This is a genomic window from bacterium, from assembly GCA_024742285.1.
GTDB lineage: Bacteria > Myxococcota_A > UBA9160 > UBA9160 > UBA4427 > UBA4427.
The window spans coordinates 743,675-766,010 of sequence record JANSYR010000001.1; the positions used below are offsets into that span (position 1 = coordinate 743,675).

General features: G+C 67.8%; 25 protein-coding genes. 7 read left to right on the top strand and 18 right to left on the bottom strand.

The annotated features are described in order from the left end of the window. Window positions 1–10: 10 nt before the first annotated feature. The 4 genes from NXI30_03245 to NXI30_03260 are packed head-to-tail and all read right to left on the bottom strand — an operon-like array spanning window position 11 to window position 5,200. On the bottom strand, window positions 11–1,021 hold the full coding sequence (locus tag NXI30_03245; GenBank protein MCR9093210.1) for a TIGR03617 family F420-dependent LLM class oxidoreductase: 1,011 nt from the start codon (window positions 1,019–1,021) through the stop codon (window positions 11–13). A 22-nt stretch (window positions 1,022–1,043) separates the two neighbouring features. Further along, window positions 1,044–1,967 carry an MBL fold metallo-hydrolase gene (locus tag NXI30_03250; protein ID MCR9093211.1) on the bottom strand — a complete coding sequence of 308 codons (924 nt, stop codon included), beginning with the start codon at window positions 1,965–1,967 and terminating at the stop codon, window positions 1,044–1,046. A gap of 53 nt (window positions 1,968–2,020) precedes the next feature. Beyond that, entirely contained in the window at window positions 2,021–3,454 is a 1,434-nt protein-coding gene (locus NXI30_03255; protein ID MCR9093212.1) for an amidase, read from the bottom strand. Between the two features lie 51 nt (window positions 3,455–3,505). Continuing rightward, window positions 3,506–5,200 carry an ATP-binding protein gene (locus NXI30_03260; protein MCR9093213.1) on the bottom strand — a complete coding sequence of 565 codons (1,695 nt, stop codon included), beginning with the start codon at window positions 5,198–5,200 and terminating at the stop codon, window positions 3,506–3,508. Window positions 5,201–5,343: 143 nt separating this feature from the next. Between NXI30_03260 and NXI30_03265 the strand changes: the two genes are divergently transcribed. Next, complete coding sequence (locus NXI30_03265; protein ID MCR9093214.1) at window positions 5,344–5,652, top strand: YheU family protein; 309 nt, start codon at window positions 5,344–5,346, stop codon at window positions 5,650–5,652. A gap of 84 nt (window positions 5,653–5,736) precedes the next feature. On the opposite strand, the gene NXI30_03270 is transcribed toward NXI30_03265, so the two are convergent. The 10 genes from NXI30_03270 to NXI30_03315 all read right to left on the bottom strand — a co-directional run bounded on the left by NXI30_03270 (window position 5,737) and on the right by NXI30_03315 (window position 13,605). Continuing rightward, window positions 5,737–5,958 carry a hypothetical protein gene (locus NXI30_03270; GenBank protein ID MCR9093215.1) on the bottom strand — a complete coding sequence of 74 codons (222 nt, stop codon included), beginning with the start codon at window positions 5,956–5,958 and terminating at the stop codon, window positions 5,737–5,739. Window positions 5,959–6,153: 195 nt separating this feature from the next. Further along, a complete protein-coding gene (locus NXI30_03275) occupies window positions 6,154–6,759 on the bottom strand; it encodes a cytochrome c oxidase subunit 3 (protein ID MCR9093216.1) in 606 nt (201 codons plus the stop codon). 64 nt (window positions 6,760–6,823) lie between these two features. Continuing rightward, on the bottom strand, window positions 6,824–7,273 hold the full coding sequence (locus NXI30_03280; GenBank protein MCR9093217.1) for a cytochrome C oxidase subunit IV family protein: 450 nt from the start codon (window positions 7,271–7,273) through the stop codon (window positions 6,824–6,826). 100 nt (window positions 7,274–7,373) lie between these two features. Next, window positions 7,374–7,949 carry a cytochrome c oxidase subunit 3 gene (locus tag NXI30_03285; GenBank protein MCR9093218.1) on the bottom strand — a complete coding sequence of 192 codons (576 nt, stop codon included), beginning with the start codon at window positions 7,947–7,949 and terminating at the stop codon, window positions 7,374–7,376. A gap of 114 nt (window positions 7,950–8,063) precedes the next feature. After that, window positions 8,064–9,788 (bottom strand): cbb3-type cytochrome c oxidase subunit I, encoded by a 1,725-nt coding sequence (locus NXI30_03290; GenBank protein MCR9093219.1) that lies wholly within the window; start codon window positions 9,786–9,788, stop codon window positions 8,064–8,066. A 220-nt stretch (window positions 9,789–10,008) separates the two neighbouring features. Beyond that, complete coding sequence (locus NXI30_03295) at window positions 10,009–10,734, bottom strand: cytochrome C oxidase subunit II (GenBank protein MCR9093220.1); 726 nt, start codon at window positions 10,732–10,734, stop codon at window positions 10,009–10,011. A gap of 54 nt (window positions 10,735–10,788) precedes the next feature. Next, the gene (locus NXI30_03300) at window positions 10,789–10,917 is read right to left on the bottom strand and encodes a hypothetical protein (protein ID MCR9093221.1); all 129 of its coding nucleotides are present in this window, start codon (window positions 10,915–10,917) and stop codon (window positions 10,789–10,791) included. A gap of 54 nt (window positions 10,918–10,971) precedes the next feature. Continuing rightward, window positions 10,972–11,580 (bottom strand): c-type cytochrome, encoded by a 609-nt coding sequence (locus tag NXI30_03305; GenBank protein ID MCR9093222.1) that lies wholly within the window; start codon window positions 11,578–11,580, stop codon window positions 10,972–10,974. Between the two features lie 476 nt (window positions 11,581–12,056). Continuing rightward, window positions 12,057–12,497 carry a DUF420 domain-containing protein gene (locus tag NXI30_03310; protein ID MCR9093223.1) on the bottom strand — a complete coding sequence of 147 codons (441 nt, stop codon included), beginning with the start codon at window positions 12,495–12,497 and terminating at the stop codon, window positions 12,057–12,059. Between the two features lie 115 nt (window positions 12,498–12,612). After that, window positions 12,613–13,605 (bottom strand): phosphotransferase family protein, encoded by a 993-nt coding sequence (locus tag NXI30_03315; GenBank protein ID MCR9093224.1) that lies wholly within the window; start codon window positions 13,603–13,605, stop codon window positions 12,613–12,615. A 253-nt stretch (window positions 13,606–13,858) separates the two neighbouring features. Between NXI30_03315 and NXI30_03320 the strand changes: the two genes are divergently transcribed. After that, window positions 13,859–15,313 carry an MFS transporter gene (locus NXI30_03320; GenBank protein ID MCR9093225.1) on the top strand — a complete coding sequence of 485 codons (1,455 nt, stop codon included), beginning with the start codon at window positions 13,859–13,861 and terminating at the stop codon, window positions 15,311–15,313. 25 nt (window positions 15,314–15,338) lie between these two features. Here the strand turns inward: NXI30_03320 and NXI30_03325 are convergent, their stop codons facing one another. Genes NXI30_03325 through NXI30_03335 form a run of 3 tightly spaced genes read right to left on the bottom strand, consistent with a single transcriptional unit; the run spans window position 15,339 to window position 18,365 of the window. Beyond that, window positions 15,339–16,505, bottom strand: coding sequence for an aromatic ring-hydroxylating dioxygenase subunit alpha (locus NXI30_03325; GenBank protein ID MCR9093226.1), 1,167 nt, complete (start codon window positions 16,503–16,505; stop codon window positions 15,339–15,341). A gap of 22 nt (window positions 16,506–16,527) precedes the next feature. Continuing rightward, window positions 16,528–16,923 carry a VOC family protein gene (locus NXI30_03330; GenBank protein MCR9093227.1) on the bottom strand — a complete coding sequence of 132 codons (396 nt, stop codon included), beginning with the start codon at window positions 16,921–16,923 and terminating at the stop codon, window positions 16,528–16,530. A 26-nt stretch (window positions 16,924–16,949) separates the two neighbouring features. Next, window positions 16,950–18,365: a phosphotransferase gene (locus NXI30_03335; protein MCR9093228.1), complete on the bottom strand. Its 1,416-nt coding sequence runs from the start codon at window positions 18,363–18,365 to the stop codon at window positions 16,950–16,952. A 70-nt stretch (window positions 18,366–18,435) separates the two neighbouring features. Here NXI30_03335 and NXI30_03340 point away from each other — a divergent pair, with 70 nt between their 5' ends. Further along, on the top strand, window positions 18,436–18,978 hold the full coding sequence (locus NXI30_03340; protein MCR9093229.1) for an MOSC domain-containing protein: 543 nt from the start codon (window positions 18,436–18,438) through the stop codon (window positions 18,976–18,978). Between the two features lie 45 nt (window positions 18,979–19,023). Here the strand turns inward: NXI30_03340 and NXI30_03345 are convergent, their stop codons facing one another. Beyond that, window positions 19,024–19,650 (bottom strand): OmpA family protein, encoded by a 627-nt coding sequence (locus tag NXI30_03345; GenBank protein MCR9093230.1) that lies wholly within the window; start codon window positions 19,648–19,650, stop codon window positions 19,024–19,026. Window positions 19,651–19,903: 253 nt separating this feature from the next. Here NXI30_03345 and NXI30_03350 point away from each other — a divergent pair, with 253 nt between their 5' ends. The 4 genes from NXI30_03350 to NXI30_03365 all read left to right on the top strand — a co-directional run bounded on the left by NXI30_03350 (window position 19,904) and on the right by NXI30_03365 (window position 22,333). Further along, window positions 19,904–20,560, top strand: coding sequence for an HD domain-containing protein (locus tag NXI30_03350; protein MCR9093231.1), 657 nt, complete (start codon window positions 19,904–19,906; stop codon window positions 20,558–20,560). A 142-nt stretch (window positions 20,561–20,702) separates the two neighbouring features. Next, complete coding sequence (locus NXI30_03355; GenBank protein ID MCR9093232.1) at window positions 20,703–21,239, top strand: hypothetical protein; 537 nt, start codon at window positions 20,703–20,705, stop codon at window positions 21,237–21,239. A 74-nt stretch (window positions 21,240–21,313) separates the two neighbouring features. Then, window positions 21,314–22,147 (top strand): hypothetical protein, encoded by an 834-nt coding sequence (locus NXI30_03360; GenBank protein ID MCR9093233.1) that lies wholly within the window; start codon window positions 21,314–21,316, stop codon window positions 22,145–22,147. A 15-nt stretch (window positions 22,148–22,162) separates the two neighbouring features. Beyond that, window positions 22,163–22,333 carry a hypothetical protein gene (locus NXI30_03365; protein MCR9093234.1) on the top strand — a complete coding sequence of 57 codons (171 nt, stop codon included), beginning with the start codon at window positions 22,163–22,165 and terminating at the stop codon, window positions 22,331–22,333. Window positions 22,334–22,336 lie beyond the last annotated feature (3 nt).

A 22,336-nucleotide genomic window follows, 5' to 3' on the forward strand; every position in this document is an offset into this window, starting at 1 on the left:
GAAGGCTCCGTCAGCGCGTTGCCGAGAGATCGCGGACGACGTCGTCCCAGATCTCCGGGTCGCGGGTGAAGTGGGCGACCAGGCTGACCCGATCGGCTCGACCCTGCGCCCGGGCCTCGACCGCCTTCGCGACCTCGCCGATCGGCGCACAGACGGCGATCGCCTCGAGGAGCTCGTCGCTGACCAGCGCACTCATGTCGCCCCAACGGCCCTGTTTGGTCAACGCGTTGAGCTCCTCCTGCAGGTCTCCCCATCCGTGGCACTCGAGGACGGGTCGATAGGCCGGCGTCGAGCCGTAGAAGGCGATCTGCTGCTTCGTCGCCTCCCGCGCCCGCTCGATCTCCTCGTCGTTCTGCCCGGTACAGATCATCACCTGGAGCGAGATGGCCAACGCATCGGCCTCCCGTCCGCCGAGGGCGAGACCGCGGTCGAGCGCCGGCAGGGTGAGCTCGGCGAAGGAACGATGGCTACCGAAGGGATGGACGAAGAAGCCGTCCGCCACCTCGCCGCAGACCTCGGTCATGCGCGGACCGACGCCCGCCAGGAAGATGGGCGGAAGCCCGTGCGGGGCGGGCCCCGGATCGAACATCGGCGTCATGAGCGTGTTCGAGTAGATCTCGCCTCGGAAGTCGAGGCGTTCGTCGCTCTCCCAGGCGTTCCAGATCGACTTGATCGCGAGCACCATCTCGCGCATCCGCGTCGCCGGCTTCGACCAGGGCATGTCGAAGCGCTTCTCGATGTGTGGCTTGATCTGCGTCCCCAACCCGAGCAGGAAACGCCCCTTCGAGATCGCCTGCAGGTCCCAGCCGATGTTCGCGAGGATCATCGGGTTCCGCGCGAAGCCGATCGCGACCGCCGTGTAGAGCTCGATCGTCTCGCTCGCCTTCGCGGCGAGGAGCAGCGGGAAGAAGGGATCGTGGGGCCCCTCGTAGGTGAAGGCGCCGGCATAGCCCTTCGACTCGAGCCGTCGGACCTCGTCTTCGGGCGCGTCGAAGGAATAGAGCGGTGCATCGACCTTCATCTCGAGAATTCCTATCGCGCCGCTACGGAAGGACGAAGTCTTCGCGGATGGAGGGGTGGGCGTGGGTCCGGTCGTCGTGGGCGACGACGATGTGGACGCCTTCGTCGCTGTCGTAGAGATCGCGCAGGGCGCGGAGCTGGTCGAGCCCCGATTCGCGATCCTCTCCGATGAGCCAGTCCGTGATGAAGCGCGGGCGATAGACGAGCTCGGTGATCGCGTCGAGATTCCAGACCACGTCGCCCACGAAGAGGAGCTCCTTCCCGTCCGCCATCTGGACGAAGACGATCTGGTTGCCCGGTGTGTGCCCCGCCGCCTGCTTCACGACGATGCCCGGCGCGATCGCGACGGCGCCCCGGGCGTCGAAGGCCAGCGGCTCGACGCCTTCGGCGAGAGCGTCGGGAAACGACACCAGGGCGAGCGCCTCCTCGTTCGCGAGCTGTTCCGGGCTCAAGCGAAGACGCGGAGCGAGGGCCTCGGGACGAGGATGGACCGCGGCGCCGCCGATGTGATCCGCGTGCTCGTGGGTGATCACGATCTGCTCCGCGGTCTCGAGGGCCCGGACGACGTCGTTCCAGGCGTCTTCGTGATACGGGCCTACGCCGATCGGCAGCGACTCGTGGGCCGCGCGATCCTGCGCGCTGTCGATCACGACGAAGGATCCGTCGGCGCGCAGCACCTGGAAGACGACGTGACTCATCGGCACGCCCTCCCACGATCGCCCCGCCATCATGAACGCCCCGGGCATCTCCGCTTCACCGACCAGCGCGCGCCGGAGCTCGCTCGGCCGATCCCCCGGCAGACTCGACGCGAGCGTGCGGAGATGGTCCAGGGCGAGATCGTAGTTGGAGGTGTCGGGCACCGGCTCGCTGCCGAGCGGCGAGCAGCCCGCGAGCGGAAGCACGATCAGCAGGAGCAGACGGACGAGGAGACTTCGGGTCGCTTGCATGGCGACACTCTAGCCATCCCGGCCCGCCCGTACCTGCGAGGCGCCGCTGGCGACTAGAGCGGGGGATGCTTCGTGTGGAAATCCGTCGCGTCCTGATAGGCCGCGCCGAGCGCGAGGAGCTTCGATTCCTCGAGCTTCGCCCCCACGAGCTGAAACCCGATCGGCGCGCCCTCGTCGTCGAATCCGCCGCACATCGTGAGCGACGGCGAGCCGGACATGTTGAAGGGGCCGGTGAAGCGCATCGCCGCTCCACCGTTGGGAAGCAGCTCGGGACTGCCGAGGTTCGCATCCGCCGGGAAGGGTCCCGGGATCACCGGCGCCAGAACCGCGTCGAGTCCCTCCGACGCGCCCGCGGGCGTCGTCGCCGACCCCGCCTCGAAGCACGCTTCGAATCGCCGCGTCCAGGCCGTGCGCTCGCGCCATGCCTTCGCCACGTCGAGGGCAGAGGACCCACGACCCAGCTCGATCACCTGAGAGAGCCCCTCCCCGTACTCGTCCTTCCGACTCGGATAGGTCTCCGCATGGGCGTTCGCGATCTCCGGCGCGCCGAGGAAGATCCAGAACCCGATCGCGGGGGTGTAGTCCGGGAGCGTGAACTCCACGATCTCGGCACCGAGGGAGCGATACACCTCGAGGGCCCGTCGCGCGGCCTCGGCCACGAAGGGCGCGACGCCGTCTTCGGCGTATCGCGGATCGAAGCCGATCCGCAGGCCGCGGGCCGACGGCGACGCGGGAATCGGCGTGGGCTCTGGGTTGTAGGCGAGGCTCCACGGGTCGCCCGGATCGTGACCGCACAGGACGCCGAAGGCGAGCGCGGCGTCGCGGGCCGATCGGGCCATCGGTCCGATGTGATCGAGGGAGTCGGCGAGCGGCTGGACGCCTCGGATCGAGACGCGGCCGTGGGTCGGCTTGAGACCCGACAGACCGCAGGCCGCGCTCGGGTATCGGATCGAACCGCCGGTGTCGGTGCCGAGGGCGAGGGTGCAGAGTCCGGCCGCGACGGCGACGCCCGATCCGCTCGAGGAGATCCCCGTCCAGCGTTCGGCGTTCCAGGGATTCTTCGGGGGGACGACGCTCGGATGGTGCTCGACGAACGCGCCCTCGGTCATCTTGACCTTGCCGAGCACGACGGCACCCGCCGCCTCGAGTCGATCGACCACCTCGGCGTTCGCCTTGGCGGGGGTCGCGCCGAGGGCGGTGGTGCCCGCCTTCGTCGGTTCGCCGGCGACGTCACAGAGATCCTTGAGTGCGACGGTCACGCCATGGAGCGGTCCCATCGCCTCGCCCTTCGCGCGCGCCTCGTCGAGACGATCGGCCCGGGCCCGCGCGCGCTCGGGATACACGAAGGAGTAGGCCTGGAGACCCGGGTCGAGGCGCTCGATCCGGGCGAGGAACGCGTCGGTGATGTCGCGGGCGCCGAGCGTGCCCTTGGCGATCGCGCCCCGGAGCGCAGGGATGTCCTGCCAGACGATCTCTTCTTCGGTCATGGGTGGGAGCCTCCGTGGCCCTCGCCGGTGGGGCGAGAGAGGGGACTCCGATCATGCCACAGGCGGGGCGGCGGATTCGTCCTCGGCGCCGGCCGACGGCGGCGACCACGGAAGCCAGAGGGAGAAGCAGGCCCCGCCGTCCTCGCGATTCGCTGCCGACAGATCCCCCCCGAGCTGTCGCGCGAGGTCGTAGCTGAGTGAGAGGCCGAGCCCCGTCCCCTTCGGCTTCGTCGTGAAGAAGGGATCGAAGATCCGGGGCAGCAGGGAGTCGGAGATGCCGGGCCCGCGGTCGGCGATGCGGACGAGCGCGCCCGATTCCCGAGCCTCCAGGAAGACCTCGACGTTCGGTGACTCCGGATCGGACTGGATCGCGTTCAGCAGGAGGTTCACGAGGATCTGGAACACCGCCGTCTCGATCGAGATGATCGCGAGCCGTGCGTCGCCGGCCAGCCGGATCGCCGTACTCGGCTGTCCGATCGAAGCGATGGCGGCGGCCTGCTTCACCGAACGGACGAGGTCGATCTCGATGGCGGTCGCGGAGAGATCCGGCGTCCGCGAGAAGGTCTTGAGCCGCTGGACGAGCTGCCGGATGCGCTCGACGCCCTCCTGGGTCTCCTCGATCACACACGACATGTCGTCGACGCCTTCGCGCAGCGCCTCGTCGAGATGGGGGCGCACCTCCGGAGCCGCGAGCATCTTCGCGGTCTCGTCGAGGGAGGAGAGGTTCGCCTGGATGAAGGCCAGCGGATTGTTGACTTCGTGGGCGATGCCCGCGGTGAGCGATCCGAGCGCTTCGAGGCGGCCGCCCAGCTCCAGCCGTCGGCGCGACGACTCGGCCTCGGTTCGGTCGGTCAGGATCAGAGCGTGGCCGGTCACGCCGAAGCGACCGGAGAGGGCGATGCCGCGCGTCTCGATCACGGCGTCGGGACGCTGCTGCGCGGCAGCGACGGCTTCCGGAAGGAGCAGACCCTGCAGCTGATCGAGCTCGGAGAGACGTGCCGCCGCGTGGTTCGCGCTCACGATTCGACCGTCCGGATCCGCCACGATCACGCCGACGTCGAGCTGGTCGATCACGTCGGAGCGGTCCGCCGAGAGATTCGTGGCGAGACCGGCCTCGAGCGCGGCCAACCAGATCACCAGAGCCGAAGGGCCGAGGGCCACGGCGGTCCAATCGGACTCGGTCACCCGGAAGTAGTAGAGCAGGTTCACCACCATCGGGACCGCGACACCCGAGGCGAGGGTCACCATCGCCGGCACGCTCGTCCGACCGATCCGGAGCGCCGCCCGCAGGAAGTAGCCGGTCCCGGCCAGACAGAGCAGGTACTGGTGGTTCATGAAGAGCTCGAACCACGGCCCGTGCTGGGGGGGCTTCGCCTCCCACGCGACGAAGCGGACGGCTCGATCCCAGTAGAGACAGGAGTAGAAGAAGGCTGGCGTCGCGAAGGCGAGCACGACCCGTCGCGGATCGCGCCGATACCAGTCCGGCGCGGCCGCGCGGGCGCCGAGCCAGAACCACGCTGCGGGCAGACCGGCGGCGGCAAGAAAGAATCCCCGTCGCGCCCAGCGGATCTCGGCGGGCGAGGTGGCCAGCGAGATCATGATCTCGCCGGCGGCCCAGAGGGCGATCAGGACGCCGAAGAGCGCGAACGCGCGGCTGCCGAACCCCACGGATGGGCGTTGGATCGAACCGATGGCGATCCAGCCCGCCACGAAGATCGTCAGCGTGAGTCCGAGGGTCGAGATCATCGCCTCTCGAATCGGCAACTCCGCCCGGTAACGCGAGCGGGAAGAGAGGACTTGCGGCTTCGCGGGTTCAACTCGTGTGTAAATACACCCGAATGTGCCGAGTAGACGCCGGCTTGCGGCCGGGATCGGGCTACGGTCTCGGCATGGACGACGAACGCTCCGCTCCTGCGCCTCCTTCATCCGCCGAGGGCACGGGCGTCGAGCTCGATCCCGACCAGCTGTCACCCGGCGCCCTGCGCGGCCTCGTCGAGGAGTACGTGACCCGAGAGGGCACGGACTACGGCCACGGCGACTGGTCTCTCGAAGACAAGGTGGCCCAGGTCTTCCGCCAACTCGAGTGCGGCGACGCCCGGATCGTCTTCGATCTGGAGCAGGAGAGCGCGAGCATCGTCACCGCGCCGGAGCTCGCGCTCCACGCGCTCGAGCCGCCGCCCCGCGCGGCCAACGGCTGATCCCGGGACCGCCGCGCCGGCCGAGCGCGGGCGGGCGGGCGGGCGGGTCACCGACTTCGCACCGACCTGCTCACGAGACGGCGTCTAGCGCGCCTCGTTTCGAACCGTCGCAGCCGTCGGAGCCGCCTCTTCGCGCTGGGCCTCGAGCTTCTGGATCCGTCGCCAGAGCACCCAGACGAGCGTCCCGATCGCCGCGAGCGGCATGATCGACATGAAGATCGTCGTCATCAGGAACGCGAACGCGTTCTCCTCGTCCTTCCCCGCCGTGCAAACCGCACAAGCCGAAGCCACCGAGGGCAGGTGCAACAGCACAGTGGCTACGACCGAAGCGATCGCGAGGGAGTGTCGTCGAAGAATCGTGTCCATCACATGAGCCCCGAGTGAGGAAACAGCCCTGAGCTGTCGATCGCGTCGCGATCGACAGCGCGCTCTGCGCGCGTCCAAAAGAAACAGCCCTGAGCGGTCAGTCGCCCCGCGACTGACAGCGCGCTCCGCGCGCGTCTAGAGATAAACGCGCCAGTACACCACCGGCCACGCGCCCACGACGAAATACCAGAAGACCGCCGCCGTCGCGAGCTGGCTGGGCTGGAGCCATCCCGACATGTGTCGGCGAAGGACGCGGACCATCATGATCAGCGCCGCGATCGCGTGCAGCGCGTGCGTGCCGACGATCAGGTAGAAGAAGCTGCCGAGGGTCGACGACGTGAGCGTCAGTCCCTGGGCGAGCATCGTCGCCCACTCCCATCCCTGGAACAGGACGAAGAAGGCGCCGAGTGCGATCGACGCGATCAGCGGCGTCCGCGCCGCGGCACGATCGCTGTCGAAGCGACGCTGGGCCAGGTAGAGGCAGAGGCCCGAGGCGAAGAGCGCCGCCGTATTGAACGCGGTCTCTTCGATCGGCAGGCGCGGCTGATCCGGCGGCGGCCAGACGAGCGCGGAGGCGCGCACGATCGAGAACGCGCTGATCATGCCCGAAAAGAACATGATCTCCGTCAGGATGAACAGCGTCATCCCGAGGACACCGTTCGAGATGATCTTCTCTTCGCCGCGTTCGTCCGAGACGAGCCGGACGCTACCGGGACGGTTGGGGGAATAGGTGTTGCTCATGGGGTCCTCCCGGCTCCCCCCAAGAGCCAGAAATCGAAGCCAGGATTAGGGGGCCACCCGGACTCTAGTGTCCAGCGGCCTCGTGTCCGTCGGTCGCGTGTCCTTCGCCTTCCGCGTGGCCGTCACCGTGCCCTTCGGCGTGGTCTTCGCCGTGGGACGAGACACCGCTGACCTCCCCGGCGGCGTAGGCGCGCTCGGCCTCGATCCAGGCGGGCTTCTCCCAGTTGGTTCCTCTGTCCTTCATGACGTCCGGCGCGGCGCCGGCGAAGAAGAGCAGCATGAAGATCAGGCAGGTCACGACCGTGTAGATCACGTAGCGGGGCGTCAGATTGATGTGCATGAAGTGCACGGCAACCATGTACGCCTTCACGACCGCGATCCCGAAGGCGGTCACGAGCGTCAGCCACTGGATGCCCGCCTCCGGCCCGATGAACGAGACGACGAGGAGGGCCAGGAGCCAGAAGTAGATCTTGATGTAGTGGCTGTCGCCGTGTTCTTCTGCGTGGTCACTCATGATGGTGTTCCTTCGAATCCGAGTGCTCGGTCGTCTTACTTGGCCGTCTTACTTGGCCGTCTTACTTGGCCGTCTTACTTGGCCGTCTTACTTGGCCGTCTTACTTGGCGATGTAGAGGAGCGGGAAGAGGAAGATCCAGACGACATCGACGAAGTGCCAGTAGATGCCGATGATCTCGACCCGGTGCAGGTGCTCGTTCTTCTTGGCCCAGGAGGCGGTGAAGAGCATGAGCACCATGCCGGCGATGACGTGGAGCGCGTGGATGCCCGCCGCCGTGTAGTAGAACGACCAGAACGTGTTGGCCGTGATCGTCATGCCGTGGCTGATCTCGTAGCTCCACTCGTACGCCTTGACGCAGAGGAAGACGAGGCCGCCGCCGCAGGTCGCGTAGAGCAGGTTCGCGGCCCGCTGGCCGTCACCGCGCTCCGCCGCCTGATGCGCGAGCACCGCTGCGAGGCTCGAGGTCAGCAGCACGAACGTGTTGAAGAGCCCGATCCAGGGGTTCGTGTTCGCCGCGTAGTCCGCCCAGATGCCGTGGGCGAGGCGGTGCATGATGTACGACCCGAGGACGCCGCCGAAAATCACGATTTCCGAGGCGATGATCCACCAGACGGCGAGTCGGGCGGTGGGCATTCCCGCCGTGCTGCGCGTCGTTGCGATCGGTGTTGCGGACATTCAGTCGTCTCCGTCTTTCTCTCCGTGCCCGTCGGGGCACGTTCATCGATCGGCCCGGGAGCGGCACTCTGGGCGCCCCGAACAACCCTGACGGCCGCGAAGCGGCCATGCGGATCAAGCCGGTTCGTTCTGCGGCCAGTAGTCCTCTTCGCGGTCCGGGTGGCTGTACTCGTAGGGGCCGCGGTAGCAGTTCGGCAGACCTTCGGGCCAGTTCCCGTGCGGCGGAGGAGAGTCCGCCGTCCACTCGAGGCTGTTCGCCTTCCAGGGATTCTTCGGCGCCTTCTCCCCCGACATCCAGCTTGTGATGACGTTGTAGAAGAAGAGCACCTGCGCGCCGAGCATGATCAGGAGCATGACCGTCGCGAACTGCCGCATGTCCTGCATCCAGGGCAGCGCCAGCTCGGGGAAGTTCTGGTAGTCGTAGATCCGACGATGCTGGCCGGCGGCGCCCAGGACGAAGAGCGGCAGGAAGATCCCGTTGAAGGGGATGATCGTCAGCCAGAAGTGCAGCTTGCCGAGCGTGTCGTTCATCATTCGACCGAACATCTTGGGGAACCAGTAGGTGAAGCCCGCGTAGGTCCCGATGATGGCGATCGGATAGAACGTGTAGTGGAAGTGGGCGAGCACGAAGTAGGTGTCGTGCATGTAGATGTCGTTGCCCGACGCGCCCAGGAAGATGCCGGTGATGCCGCCGATCAGGAACTCGAAGATGAACGCGAGCGCCCAGAGCATGGGCGTGGTCAGCGTGATCGACCCGCCATAGAGGGTCGCGATGTAGACGAACATCATCTCGGCGATCGGGACCGAGATGAGCAGCGTCGTCACCGTGAAGACGTTCGCCATCCGCGGATCGATGCCGGCGATGAACTGATGATGCGCCCAGACGGTGAAGGAGAGGACGCCCGTGCCGATCGCGGTATAGAGGACCGTCTTGTAGCCGAAGAGCTTCTTCCGGCTGAAGGTCGTCATCACGTCCGCCACGATGCCCACGGCCGGCAGGAGCACGACGTAGACCTCCGGGTGGCCGAAGAACCAGAAGAGGTGCTGCCAGAGGATCGGGTCGCCGCCCTTGTCCGGGTCGAAGAAGGCGGTGCCGAGGTTCTGGTCGAAGAGCATCATGATGCCACCGGCGAGCAGCGGGCCGACCGACAGCATGAAGAGGATCGAGGCGATCACGATCATCCAGACCACCATCGGGATGTCCCACATCTTCATGCCGGGAGCGCGGCTGTTCATGCAGGTCGTGATGAAGTTGATGCCGCCCAGGAGGAACGCGACGAACTCGAGGAAGACCGCGGTGATCCACAACGTGGATCCCAATCCGGTCAGGGAGTACTCGGCCTTGGTCGAGAGCGGGGGATATGCGGTCCAGGCGCCGCCGAAGGCGCCGCCCTCAACGAAGAACGCCGAGAGGATCACGATCGCCGAGAGCAGGAACACCTGGTAGGAGAGGCGGTTGATCTTGGGGAAGACCATGTCGTCCGCGCCGATCATGAGGGGGATCAAATAGTTGCCGAAGGCTGCGATCAGGACCGGCATCGCGACCCAGAAGATCATGATCGTCCCGTGATTGGTCACGAGTGAGTTGTAGTCCGCCGGTGAAACGACGCCCCAGCCCGGCACCTCGATCCCGGGAAACGCGAGCTGCATCCGAAACGCGTAGGCGAAGAAGCCGCCGATCAACGCCATGAACATGCCGGTGAACATGTATTGCATGGCGATCATCTTGTGGTCGAGCGGGAAGATGTACTTCTCCGAGAAGCTCATCTCGTGGTGACCGTGATCTCTGTGGTCTCCCGCGTGGTGTCCGTTCTCTTCGACGGGAATCGACTCGGCCATGTCTCGTTCTCCTGCTTCCGCCCCGGCTCGGAACGCTGCTCGGGTCGGGAGTTGGGCGGCGGCGCCGCCTCTTCAAGATTCGTGCTGTCTGCTTTCGATCGCGTTTCGGTCTGACTCGTCGCCGTGCGCCCGCAGGCGACACGCGGTGTTCATGCCCTTCGCCGAGAATCCGCAGGTGACCGGCTCGTCGTCCTGCGCGTCGCCGAAGTCCCTCCGGCGACTAGTTGCCGGCGAGCTCGATCGATTTGGATTCGCCCATTGCGCGCGCCAGAGCCGCGGCGGATTCGCGTTCGACCCACGCGGAATAGGCCTCGGGACTCGAGATGTGGATCCGCGCCGGCATCAGCCCATGCCCGATGCCGCAGATCTCCGCGCACTGGATGTCGTACTCGCCGGTCACCGTCGGCTCGAACCAGCCGGTGATCACGCGACCGGGGATCGCGTCCTGCTTCAGCCGGAAGACGGGCACCGAGAAGTTGTGCAGCACGTCGAGCGCTTCGAGCTTGTAGTGATAGAGGGTGCCGGTCGAGACGTGGAGCTCGTTCACCTTCGTGATGTCGTCGGCGGTGCCCATCGTGTTGTCCGCGCCGGGGTGGACGAAGGTCCAGGCCCACTGCTGGGCGATCACGCGAACCTCGGACTCCATCTCGGGTAGATCCTGCTTCACGTCGTACCAGACGTTGATCGCCATCACGACGATGATCAGGTCGAAGGTGAGAATCGGGAAGTGGGCCCGATGGATCCACTTCATGTACCTGTGCTCGGTCCCGGTGATGTACAGCGCCTTGACCCCGTCCTTCGCCTTGAACTTCAGGATGAAGGAGAAGAAGAGGAAACAGGCGATGGTGAACGGAATCATGACCAGGACGGTGATGACGTCGAAGAGTCGATCGATGTCACCCGCGTAGGTCGAGGCCGCGGCCGGGAGCAGTGAGTCGAGAATCATTGGGCTGCCTACCTGGTTGGTGCAGATTCCTCGGGGCGTCTCCTGCGAGACGTCCTAGAGGATGAAGATGAAGACGATCGCGATGAAGCCGAGCACGCCGGCGATTCCGAGAAGGAAGAGGCGATCGGCGAGGTCCGCCGCGTTGGGCGGCGTCGGCTCGATGTGGTTGTCGTCGTCGGACATGGTCTGGGCTCCGTTCGGAGGGGGATGATCTTCGCTTCGGCCTGACGCCGAGCGCTAGTTGCCGAGGGATTCGATGTGGGCGATCACGTCGATGATCGCGGTGTCGTCGGCCAGGGTCCCGACCATCGCCTGCATCGCGACACCGTAGGGATCTCCGGCGCCCGAACCGCGAACCTTGTCGCGGTACTTCTGGATCGAAGAGAGGAGGTACCAGTCGGACTGGCCGGTCAGCGGCGGCGCGCCCATCCCCTGATTGCCCTCCGCCGCGGCGCCGTGGCAACCGCTGCAGACCGCGTAGTAGCCCGCGCCGAGCGCGGCGTTGCCCTCTTCCTCGAGCTGCTTTTCGAGCGGGGCCGGCGGCATGCTCGCGACGTACGCGGCGACCGCCTTCTGGTCCGCTTCCGACCGGAGCCACTGGGACATGGGGTACATGCGGAGACCGCCGGTGTCCTGGGCGTGGAGCCCACGGATTCCGTTGGCGAAGTTCTTCAGCTGCATCTCGACGTACCACTCGGGCATGCCGGCGATCGCGGGGGCGAGCGCCTCGCGGCTGCCGCCGCCGTCGGCCATGTGGCACTGGGTGCAGAGCGCGTAGAGTTCCTCGCCGCGGGCGAGGTCACCGTCTTCCGCGATCGCGACGCCGGCAGAGGCAATCGCGATCATCGCGGTAGCGAACGCGCGAATCGTCTTGTGTGCGAAGAGTTTCCCGAACAAGGTCTTTCCTCTTTCTCTAACTAGGCCCGGATCCGTCGGGGCCCGCAATCAACCTTCGGAGCCGTGCCGTCGCCCAACCTTCCACGATGGGCCACGGCACATCTTGGCGCATGTCGTCGGATCGAAGGAGGACGATCCGGGGGGACATACACGCGAATGTGACGATCTCTCGGGAGGGGAGTGGCTCGGAGAGCACTCGGCACGGGGCCTGATCTCCGAAATGAAACGGGTAGCGGGAGGTCTGTCGTCCGCGGGGTAGCCCATGGCTCGCTCCCCGGTCAAGGGAGATCGCGGGCCGGTGGGCGCTCCGGCGGTTCGCGAACAGCATAGCGTCACGCCGTCCCGACGGGATCGCGCCGGAAGTGAAAAGTCGTCCATCGGCGCGGCTTTCCGTTGCCCTCCGCAACGATCCGCTGCACCAATGATCAGCCCCCCGGACTCGGGGGATTGAACGGATAGAGCAGCAGATAGATCAGCACTCCGGTAACGGACACATACAGCCAGATCGGCCATGCGATCCGCGCGATCCGGCGATGTCGCTCGCGGTCGTCGCGCAGTCCCAGGCGGATCAACAAGAGGGCGAACACCGGCACGGACATGGCCAGGGTCACGTGGGATCCGAGCAACACCAGGTACGCGGTCTTGCCCCAGCCTTCGACGTTGAAGGTCGTGTTCTCGAAATCCTTTGAGACCTTGTGTCCCACGTATAAGAGAAGGAAGAGCGTCGAGACGCCGAAGGCGGAGAGCATCACCCGGCGATGGCGCTCCACCTCGCCCCGCTTCACCAGCTGCCGCCCATAGACGAGGAGCGCCATCGAGGTCGCGTTGAGGGCCGCGTTGATCGGCGGAATCAGCGAAAAGTCCATAATTGTCGGCACCTTAGCAGCTCGTTGGCGCGCGACGACGCAACCCGGCGCTGCGCTGCGGCGCGCCGCACGCCCCACCTTCGAGGGTGGATGGGATGGGCCCCGCCCGATCCGCTCAGATGAATTCGAGCGCCCGCTCGAAGAGCGCGACGGTCGTCGCGTGCAGCAGATCGCCGATCGGCTTCGGCGCCCGCCCGGCACACGCGCGGGCGTGGCTTCCTTCGAGGATGATGCCGAGCCGGTAGGCCGCGAGGACGACGTACCAGTCGATCTCCACCAGGTCCCGCGTGGAGTGTTCGCCGTAGCACTCGATCAAATCCTGCGTGCTCGGCAGACCGTCGAGGCTCCCGGAAGAGGCGCTCGCGCCGCCCAGCGGCGACCGCCCCTGCTCGTCGGGCCACCCGATGATGAGCGCGCCGAGGTCGAGGAGCGGATCGCCGATCGTGGCCAGCTCCCAGTCGACGATCGCCGCCAGCTCGGGGCCGTCGTGTCGGAACATCACGTTGCCGATGTGGTAGTCGCCGTGCAGGATGCCGGGCGGGCCGTCGGGGGGACGATTCGCCTCCAGCCATTCCGCGACGCGGTCGACCCCCGGAATCTCCGGGCCCGGATATCCGTCGAGCTCCGAGTAGCTCTCGAGCTGGTGCCGCCAGCGCGAGACCTGTCGCTCGAGGTAGCCCTCGGGTCGACCGAGCCCGTCGAGACCGACCGCCAGGTAGTCGACCATGCCGAGACGCGCGACGCTCCGCGCCATCGAGAAGCCCATCTCGCGCTTGATCGCCGGGTCGCCCGCGTGGAGCTCGGGCAGGCCGCTCCCGATTCCCCAGCCGTCGACCGGCTCCATCAGATAGAAGGCCGCGCCGATCAGCGCCTCGTCGGGACACGCGGCGATCAGTCCCGGATGCGGAACGTCGCTCCCCGCCAGCGCGCCGAGCACCCGCGCCTCGCGGCGCATCGTCTCGTCACTGTTCGCGCGCTTGTGGATCGGCGGCCGCCGCAGGACGAAGGCACGTCCTCCGCGTTCGAAGCGGACGAGGATGTTCTGGGTCCCGCCGGTGAGCGGCGTGATGTGCTCGATCGGGCCCTCGGTCAGGCCCTGCTCGTCCATCCACGCGTCCAGGATCGCGAGGTCGACGCCTTCGATCCGATCTTCGTCACCCGCCACCGCGACCTCCTGCCCCGCCGTCTGCCTCGCGGCGGACGTTCGACGTTACCACCTCGTCCCGACCCGCGGACGTGCGGCACCCGACGCCCCGCCGCTCCCCTCCCGACGCGCGAAGTGCCCGATCGCCGCTCCCCTCCCGACGCGCGAAACGCCCGGTCGCCGCCCGCACCGCGCGAACCGCTACCCTGCCGCCGCCATGCCCCCCTCCCCTTCGCCGATCGACACCCCCGAACCCTGGCGTCAGCGCTTGATCGACCGGCTCGAGGAGAGCGGACGCTTCCGGACGGTCACGCTGATCACCGCCCTCGCCGGCATGTTCGCGACGACCTTCCCGGTCACGATCCTGACGATCTCCCTCGGGCCGATCGCCGAGGAGTTCCAGGCGCAGGAGACGACGATCGCCTGGGTGATCTCGGCGCCGATGCTCCTGTCGGCGGTCTTCTTTCCGCTCCTCGGCAAGCTCGGTGATCTGCGCGGCCACCGGCAGATCTTCCTGATCGGGTTCGGCTTCGCGACCCTCGTCGCGGGCCTGACCGCCCTCGCCTGGGACGAGTGGAGCCTGATCGGCCTGCGCACCCTCGCCGCGATCCTCGGCGGCGCGACGCAGCCGACGTCGATGGCGCTCATCTTCTCGGTCTACCCGCCTGAGCAGCGCGTCCGCGCGATGGGCTGGTGGTCGATGACCGGAGCCGCCGCGCCCGCCCTCGGACTCGCCCTGGGCGGCCCCCTCGTCGAGCTCTTCGGCTGGCGGGTCGTGTTCGGACTGCAGGCGGCGATCAGCCTCGTCGCCCTCGCGCTCGCCTACGCCGTCCTGCGCGAGACGCCGCGCAAGCGCGTGCGCTTCGACTTCGCGGGCTCCGTCGCCCTCGCGGTCGGGATCGGCGGCTTCATGTTCGCCCTCGGAAGCCTGCGCCTGCTCGGTGGGGATCCGACGATTCCCCTCGCCGCGGTCGGCGTCGGCATCTTCGGGCTCCTCGCTTTCGTCACGATCGAGACCCGCGTCGAGGAGCCGCTCCTCCCCCTCGCCTTCTTCCGATCACGGAACTTCTCGGCGACCCTGCTCACGAACGCGACGACCAGCGCGGGCTACATGGGCTCCTTCGTGATCGCGCCCTTCTTCCTCTTCCATCTCGGCTTCTCCGCGACCGCCGCATCGTTCCTGATCCTCATGCGAACCGGCGCGCTCACGATCGCCTCGCCGATGGGCGGGAACCTGGGCGAGCGATTCGGCGAGCGAGGCGCGTCGCTCTTCGGCTGCAGCGTGATGACCGTCGGGCTGGGACTGGCGGGATGGGGCATCTCCCAGGAACACCTCGTCACCTTCATGATCGGACTGATCCTCCAGGGCCTCGGCCACGGCTGGAGTCAGCCTTCGATCACCGCGGCGATCTCGCGCTCCGTCGACGAATCCGACCTCGGAATCGCGGCCGCCTCGAATCGCCTCTTCGGACAGGGTGGCGCTGCCTTCGGCATCACGCTCCTGACCCTCGCCTACGGCGGCGAGCAGACCCCCGAAGCCTTCGCGACGGCCTTCCTCGTCGGAACGGGACTCTCCGCGATCTCCGTCGTGACCGCCGTGTGGATCGGCGCCTCGAAGCTCGATCTCCACCCGGACGAAGACGCGCACGTCGCGCCCGCGGTCGGACGTTAGTCGGCGATTCTCGAGCGCCCCGCGCTCAGACCTGGATGAGCGGGAGCGCTTCCATTCCCAGCACCCGACGATAGGTGTTGTGGTAGTGGTGGAGCGCCGGCTCGTTGCGTCCGAAGATCACGTAGTCCTGGAGACCGGCCTCCGCCGAGAGCTGCGACCCCTCGGCCACGGCGTAGTCCTCGTCGCGGATCACGTCTCCGAAGATGCGTGCGCGCTCGAGGGCGAGCCCCGGATCCGCTCCGATCGCAGCTTCGGTCGAGTAGAACGTGACGCGTGAGATCGATCGTCCCGGGTTCTCGCGGTCCGGATAGGTCCGCACGAGCGTCACGCCCGACGCGCCGACGTTCACCTGGACGTTCGGGAAGAGGTAGTAGACCGGGAAGCCGCCGTCGGTGATGTGCCAGTCGTCCTCGGGCTTGCCGCGCAGGTCGTCGAGGCCCTTGAGGCAGAGGATCATGCGGTGGTTCTTGTCGAAGACGTCGTAGCACTGCGCGTTGCCGTAGAACGCCTGCGCGAGGGTGTCCTTGTGCAGCGCATTGAAGTGGTAGGTCTCGCCGAAGGTGTCGATCGCGAGCTTCCAGTTGAGCCGCATGTCGTAGGTGTCGGTCCCGACGTGGACCAGCTTCCCGAAATCCCAGGACGCGAACTCGTCCGAGAGCCCCCCGAGCACGTCGGTCTCCTCGATCGTCCCTTCCGGATCGGGGTGGACGAAGAGGAAGCCGTGCAGCTCCGCCGCCGGCAGCTCGATCAGCCCGTGACACGACTTGTCGATCGTTCCGAAGTGCTCGGGCTTCGGGATCGCGACGAGCTCGCCCGCGTTCGAGTAGGTCCAGGCGTGGAAGGGACAGACGAAGCGCTCCGCCTCGCCCCGCTCGCGATTCTCGAGCACGACCCCGCGGTGGCGGCAGGTATTCGCGAAGGCGCGGAAGCGGCCGGCGGCGTCGCGGGTCGCCAGCACGGGCCCCCCGAAGTCGCGGCTCGTGACGAAGCTCCCGGGCTTCGGCAGGTCGCCGGAGAGCCCGAGGAGCTGAGGGTGCCCCTGGAAGAAACGGGCCCACTCCTGCGCGGCGATCGCGGGCGAGCGATAGACGTCGGTGGGGTTCCGCCGGTGGCCACCCGCGTCGACGTTCGTGCCGTCGTCGCGGTGGCGCATCAGCTCCTTCAGGAGACGGATCTGTTCTTCCCGGTGCATCGTCGCTTCCCTCGAATCCGCCTCAAACCGGCGGCGCGTGGCAGACCGCCTCGACGTTGTTGCCGTCGGGGTCGAGCAGGAAGCCGCCGTAGTAGTCCGGGTGGTAGATCGGACGCGGGCCCGGCGCGCCGTGGTCGGTCGCGCCTAGAGCGATCCCCGCCGCGTGGAACGCATCGACCGAGCCGCGATCCGCGGCGGTGAACGCGAAGTGGCGCGGCGTGTACTCGACGCGCGTCTCGACGAGCCAGAACATCGGCCGGCCCGGCCCCCACGCTGCCATTCGCCGTTCCGGGAAATCCGGGTCCCAGCTCGCGGTCATCTCCGTCTGCAGCGACACGCCGAGCGGCGCGAGCACCGCATCGTAGAAGGCCTTGCTCCTCTCGAAGTCCGTCCCGTACGTACTCAGATGGTCGATCACGGATGACCCCCTGTTCCGCGGCGCCGCTAGAGGAGCTGCGTCTTCTTCCCCTTCAGCTCGCGCGCGGCGGGCGCAAAGAGCGCCTCGTGTCGCAGGCATCGCTTCTGGAAGAAACGCAGGAGCGCCTCTTCGTTCGCGCCTCCCTGCTCGAGCACGAACGCTTCGAGATCGGCTTCGCGATCCTGCGGCGACGTCGTCCGTCCGAGGAGCGCATCGATCTCGGCGTTCTCCTCCTTCTCCATCTCGGGCCACATCGATTCGACCCGCTCGAGGTAGACGGCGTTTCGCCAGGTCGTGTCGATCTCGTACTTCACGAAGTCGTCCGCCCCGCTCCGGATCTCCGCCAGCTTGTCGACCTGCCAGGCGTGGGCCGGCGCGAACGGACTCTTCGTCGGCTCCGGAATCGCCGGCGTGTCGAGCGAGATGCCCATCGTGTCGGCCATGACCTCGACGCAGGCGCGCGACCAGACCCAATACCACGCGAGATATTGGATGTAGTCCGCCGTGGCGGGGGGCTCGATCACGAAGGGCGCACAGGTCGTCGGCGTCGCCAGGTTGAAGCGGACCGTGTGGAAATCGATGATCTCCTTCGGGATCCGCGCGCCGGTCTTCTCGAAGTAGTGGTCGAACGCGGGGGCGAGCGGACCGAGGGGCTCGGCCAGATCACGACCGCGCATGCCGGCGAGATCCGCCGCCGGATCACCGAGGGTGGCGAGCTCGAGATCGATGAACGAAGTGACGCGTCCCTGGTCGAAGAGGAACTGCGCGGAGTCGACCTGCAGACAGGAGATTTCGTAGCGGTCCTTCGGGACGTTGCGCCGGAGCCAACCGTAGACGAACTCGATGATCGGTTCGGGACGGTTCTTGGCCGCGCGGAAAGTCGCTTCCCAGGTCGCCAGGTCGGCGAAGCCCGCCGCCTCCGCGTCCTTCGGCTTCTTGACGCCGAGGTCTTCGAAGCGCTTCGGGTCGATCGCATGGAGGTCCGCGAGGAGCTCCATGTAGTGATTGAGGACGGAGACGCGCTCCTCTTCGTTCTCGGCGGTGGAGAGGTCGATGCGTCCCGGGACCTTGTCCATCACGATCATCTTCGGGTCGGGGATGATCCCGTGGATGTGCGGAACCGGGAGCCCTTCCTCTTCCATCATCTCGAAGACGTGGGCCTCGAACTCGAAGGGGTTTGCGCCGTGGTCGAGCTCCCCGCGCTCGCCGCGCAGATAGAGCGGCACGGTCTCGCCGTCGCGCGCGAGATCGACGAAGAACGCGGGGCGCCAACGCGGCTGCCGCTCGAAGGCGACGATTTCGCCGCCGAGCTCCTTCTCGACCCAGGCGAAGGCCCGCTGCCATTCGGAGTCCAGACTCTGGCGTGCCAGCTGGGCGTCGCTGGGATCGGAGTCCTCGCGGCGTGCGCCGCCTTCCTGCGTTTCGGTGGATTCGCTCGTCATGCCCCGAGCGTAGACGAGTTCCGGCGGCCGTGTGGCATATTGCGCCCTCCCCCACCCGGAGGATCTTCGCATGACCGGCCGCGTCGCGAGCCTGTCCCTCTCCCCCCGCTACACCTTCTCGAAGGACACGACGGAGCGGGTTCGGGTGCTCGAGGGCAAGGGCTTCGAGGGTGACGTCCACGCGGGGGAGACGGTGAAGCACCGCTCCCGCGTCGCCCAGGATCCCACCCAGCCGAACCTTCGCCAGGTCCACCTGATCCCGGCGGAGCTCCTCGACGAGCTCGCCGCCGAGGGGTACGACGTGTTCCCGGGGCGCCTCGGGGAGAACGTCCTGACCCGCGACCTCGATCTGCACGCGCTTCCGACCGGAACGCGTCTCGAGCTCGGGCCGGAAGTGGTCCTCGAGCTGACCGGCCTTCGGAACCCGTGCGGCCAGCTGAACGGTGTCGGCCCGGGGCTCATGAAGCGTCTCGTCCATCGGGACGAGACGGGGGCGACGATCCGACGGGGTGGCGTGATGTCGATCGTCCTGGTCGGCGGCGAGGTCGCGCGAGACGACGAGATCCGGGTCGTCCTTCCGGAAGGGCCCCATCGACCGCTCGAGCGCGTCTGACGCGCCGGGCCGGAGCGGCCCTCCGACGTCGAGGTGGGCGATGGGCTAGAGCCGCTCTCCACCGTCGCGCAGGATCTGCAGCTCGACCCGGCGGCGCTGGGCCGCGGTCGCGTCGGCGGTCGCGTCCTCACCGAAGCCCTTGCTCTCGAGCCGTCCGGCCGGAACGCCGTGGATCTCGACGAGCTCCCGGTAGACGGCGGCGGCGCGACGCTGGGACAGGTCCATGTTGTACTCGGCGCTCCCGGCCGCGTCCGTGTACCCGGCGACCCGGAAGCGGGTGTTCGGGAAGTGGTCGACGAGGACCGAGGCAGCGGCTTCGATGTCGGGGGTCGCCGCCTCGTGGAGCGCGTCCGAGTCGAAGTCGAAGTGGACCTCGAGCTCGACGCTCGGGCGGGCGACCCCGGCGACGAGCTGGTCCTGGAAGCGCTGGCGGAGCTCCATCGCCACGAGCGCCACGCTCGGATCCGCTGGCGCCGCTTCCGGCGCCGGCTCGCCTTCGGCGGCGGGACCGAGCACCTGGGCGAGGACGATCTCCGGGACCCGGATCTGCTGGGCCTCCGCCGAATTCGTCACGAGGAAGACCCAGGCGGCGATCGCCGCCAGGGCGACGGTCCAGCCGCGCAGGTGGAGGCGACGTTCGGCGGGGGTGGTGTCGTTTTCGGTGCGCGTCATTTCGATTCTCCGATCGTCAGGGCCTCTGCGGGCGCGGGCCGTGTCCGACGTGGGGGGCTCGGCTTGCTCTCATCCTGGAAGGCGGGAAACTGGGGGTGGACCGGGCAGCTCTCGAACGAAAAAAGTCGGAAAAATCGGGAACCCGACGTGACGATCTGTGCCCGGCGCGCGTTGTGAGGGGAGCGGGGGTGCTCCCACACCGAGCCGAACTTCGGAAAACTCCAATTTTTCCGGATACTTGGGAGTCGATCAGGTGAGCACACAGGACGCCCGTGGCCCGGTCCCGGCGGCGAAGCTCTCGGACGAACCGCTCCGCCTGCTGCGGGCGACCGAGCTGGCCTGGGCCTGGCACGGCCACCAGACCCGCAAGGGGCGAGTGACCTCCTGCATGAGCCATCTGCTCCAGGTCCAGGGACTCGTGATCGGCGCCGGCGGTGGACCGGACGCGGCGGTTGCGGCGCTGCTCCACGATGCCCTCGAGGACGCGGAGAGCCCGGCGGAGCGCGCGGCGCGGGAACGCGCGATCGAGGGGGAGTTCGGGGCGAACGTGCTCCGGATCGTCCTCGACCTGACGGACACGACCCCGGACGAAGCCGGGGCGAGCAAGGGCCCCTGGAGGGTGCGCAAGGAGCGATACCTGGAGCAGCTCCGCGGAGCGGGCCTGACGAGCCGCCTCGTCGCGGCCTGCGACAAGCGCCAGAACCTGGGGGATCTCGTGACGGACCTGCGTGTCGAAGGCCCGGCGACCCTCGAACGATTCAACGCCGGCGCCGCGGAGCAGGTCTGGTATTTCAGATCCATGGAGACGATATGTCGGCCCGCCATCCCCGCGGAGCTCGCGAGCGACATGGCGTCGCTCCTCGCCGAGCTCGAGCAGCTGGTCGCCCCGCAGCCGTCCGGGAACCGGTAGACGGAAAGCAAGTCCGCCGTCCGACCGAACCGGAGCGCAACCCATCGCGCGGCCGCCGGTTCGACCTCTCGAATCGGAACCCCTCGCGGAGAGCGGGGGTCCGACATCAACCGGGCCAGCAGGCCCCTGGAGTCCTTCGAACATGCGAGCCATCCGACGAACCCCCTTCCAGCGCGCCTTTCTCCCGATCGCGGGCCTGACCCTCGCGACCCTCACCGCCGGCGGCGCGCTGGCGGAGGGCGAAGCCGAAGAACGTCTCCGCGAGCGGGGCGACCGCGTCGAGGAACGACTCGACCGCAAGGGTGACCGCGTCGAGGAACGACTCGACCGCAAGGGTGACCGCGTCGAGAAGCGGCTCGACCGCAAGGGCGACCGGGCCGAGCGACGACTCGAAGAGAAGGGCGAGCGCATCGAGCGCAAGGGGGAGAGACGCGCCGAACGTCTGCGCGAGAAGGGGCGCGACGCCAAGGCCGATCGGGTCGAAGAGAAGGCCGAGCGCCGGGGCGAGCGCCTCGAGCGCAAGGGGGAACGGATCGACCGCAAGCTCGATCGCCGGGGCGAACGCCGCGACCAGAAGCTCGACCGCAGGGGAGATCGGAAGGAGCGCAAGCTCGACCGCAAGGCCGAGCGAAAGGCAGAGCGAAAGGGCGAACGCGAACGGCGCCGAGGCGAACGTTAGGCGCTCGGTCCCACGACCCACGGCTTCGCGGCGGCGTGGCGGGAACGGTCGCAGACGATAGTCTCGCAGCCGCCATGTCCGAACCCGCCGCCTTTCCCCCTGCCCGCCACCTCACCCGGGACCTCGCCGTCCGTATCCGACGCGACGCGAGCGGGTCCACGCTCACGCTCCCGATCGTGCCCGCGCTGCGGGACGGGAGTGGGCGCGTGCGAACGGGCGTCGTCGCGATGATCGCGGACATCATCAGCGGAGAGGCCGCGGTTCGCGAGGCGCTCCCGGGCTGGATCGCGACCCTCGGCCTGAGCCTGCAGGTCGGCGACCTCCCCGGCGAGGGGCACCTCGCCGCGCGCGCCCGCAAGATCCGGAAGGGGCGGACCACGCTCGTCTTCGAGGTCGACCTCGAGCACGTGGAGACCGGCTGCGCCGTCGGGCTCTCGACGCTCACGTTCTCGCTCCTGCCCGCGCGAACCGAGCTCCAGTCCCGCGCGACATGGGCCGAGGAGCCGGATCCCGAGACCGACTTCGCGAACGAGGACTCGGGCTTCGAAGCGCCCCTCCTCGACACGATCGGCCTCACCTTCGATCCGGACGATCCGGCGATCGCCCGCGCCCTGAAGACCGACTACGTCGGCAACACCCTCGGCGCCATGACCGGGGGCGTCGTCGCGATCCTGGCCGAAGCCGCCGCCGACCATTTCGCCGCGGCGGAGCTGGGCGGCGCGACCCGCGTGCACTCCCTCGAGATCCACTTCCTGCGACTCGCGAAGGTCGGTCCGATCCGCGCGGAGGCGCGCACGATCGGCCGAATGGGCTCGGCGATCGTCGTCCGCGTCGAGCTCCGGGACGAAGGGCAGAACGGAACGCTCACGACCCTGGCGAGCGTCGTCGTAGATCGTATGGACGATTAGGCGTCGGATCTCGCGATGGCCATTGACGCGCGGCGCGCGCTTGCGTACCCCTCCGACGTGATGTCCGAGACCTCCTTCCACCCGACGAGCTTCGTGCCGCACGTCGTCCCCATGCAGGGGATGGACGCGTTCGTCTGCACGCAGTCGAAGCGTGTCTGGTGGACGAGGCGGAGGCCGACGGACTGAAGC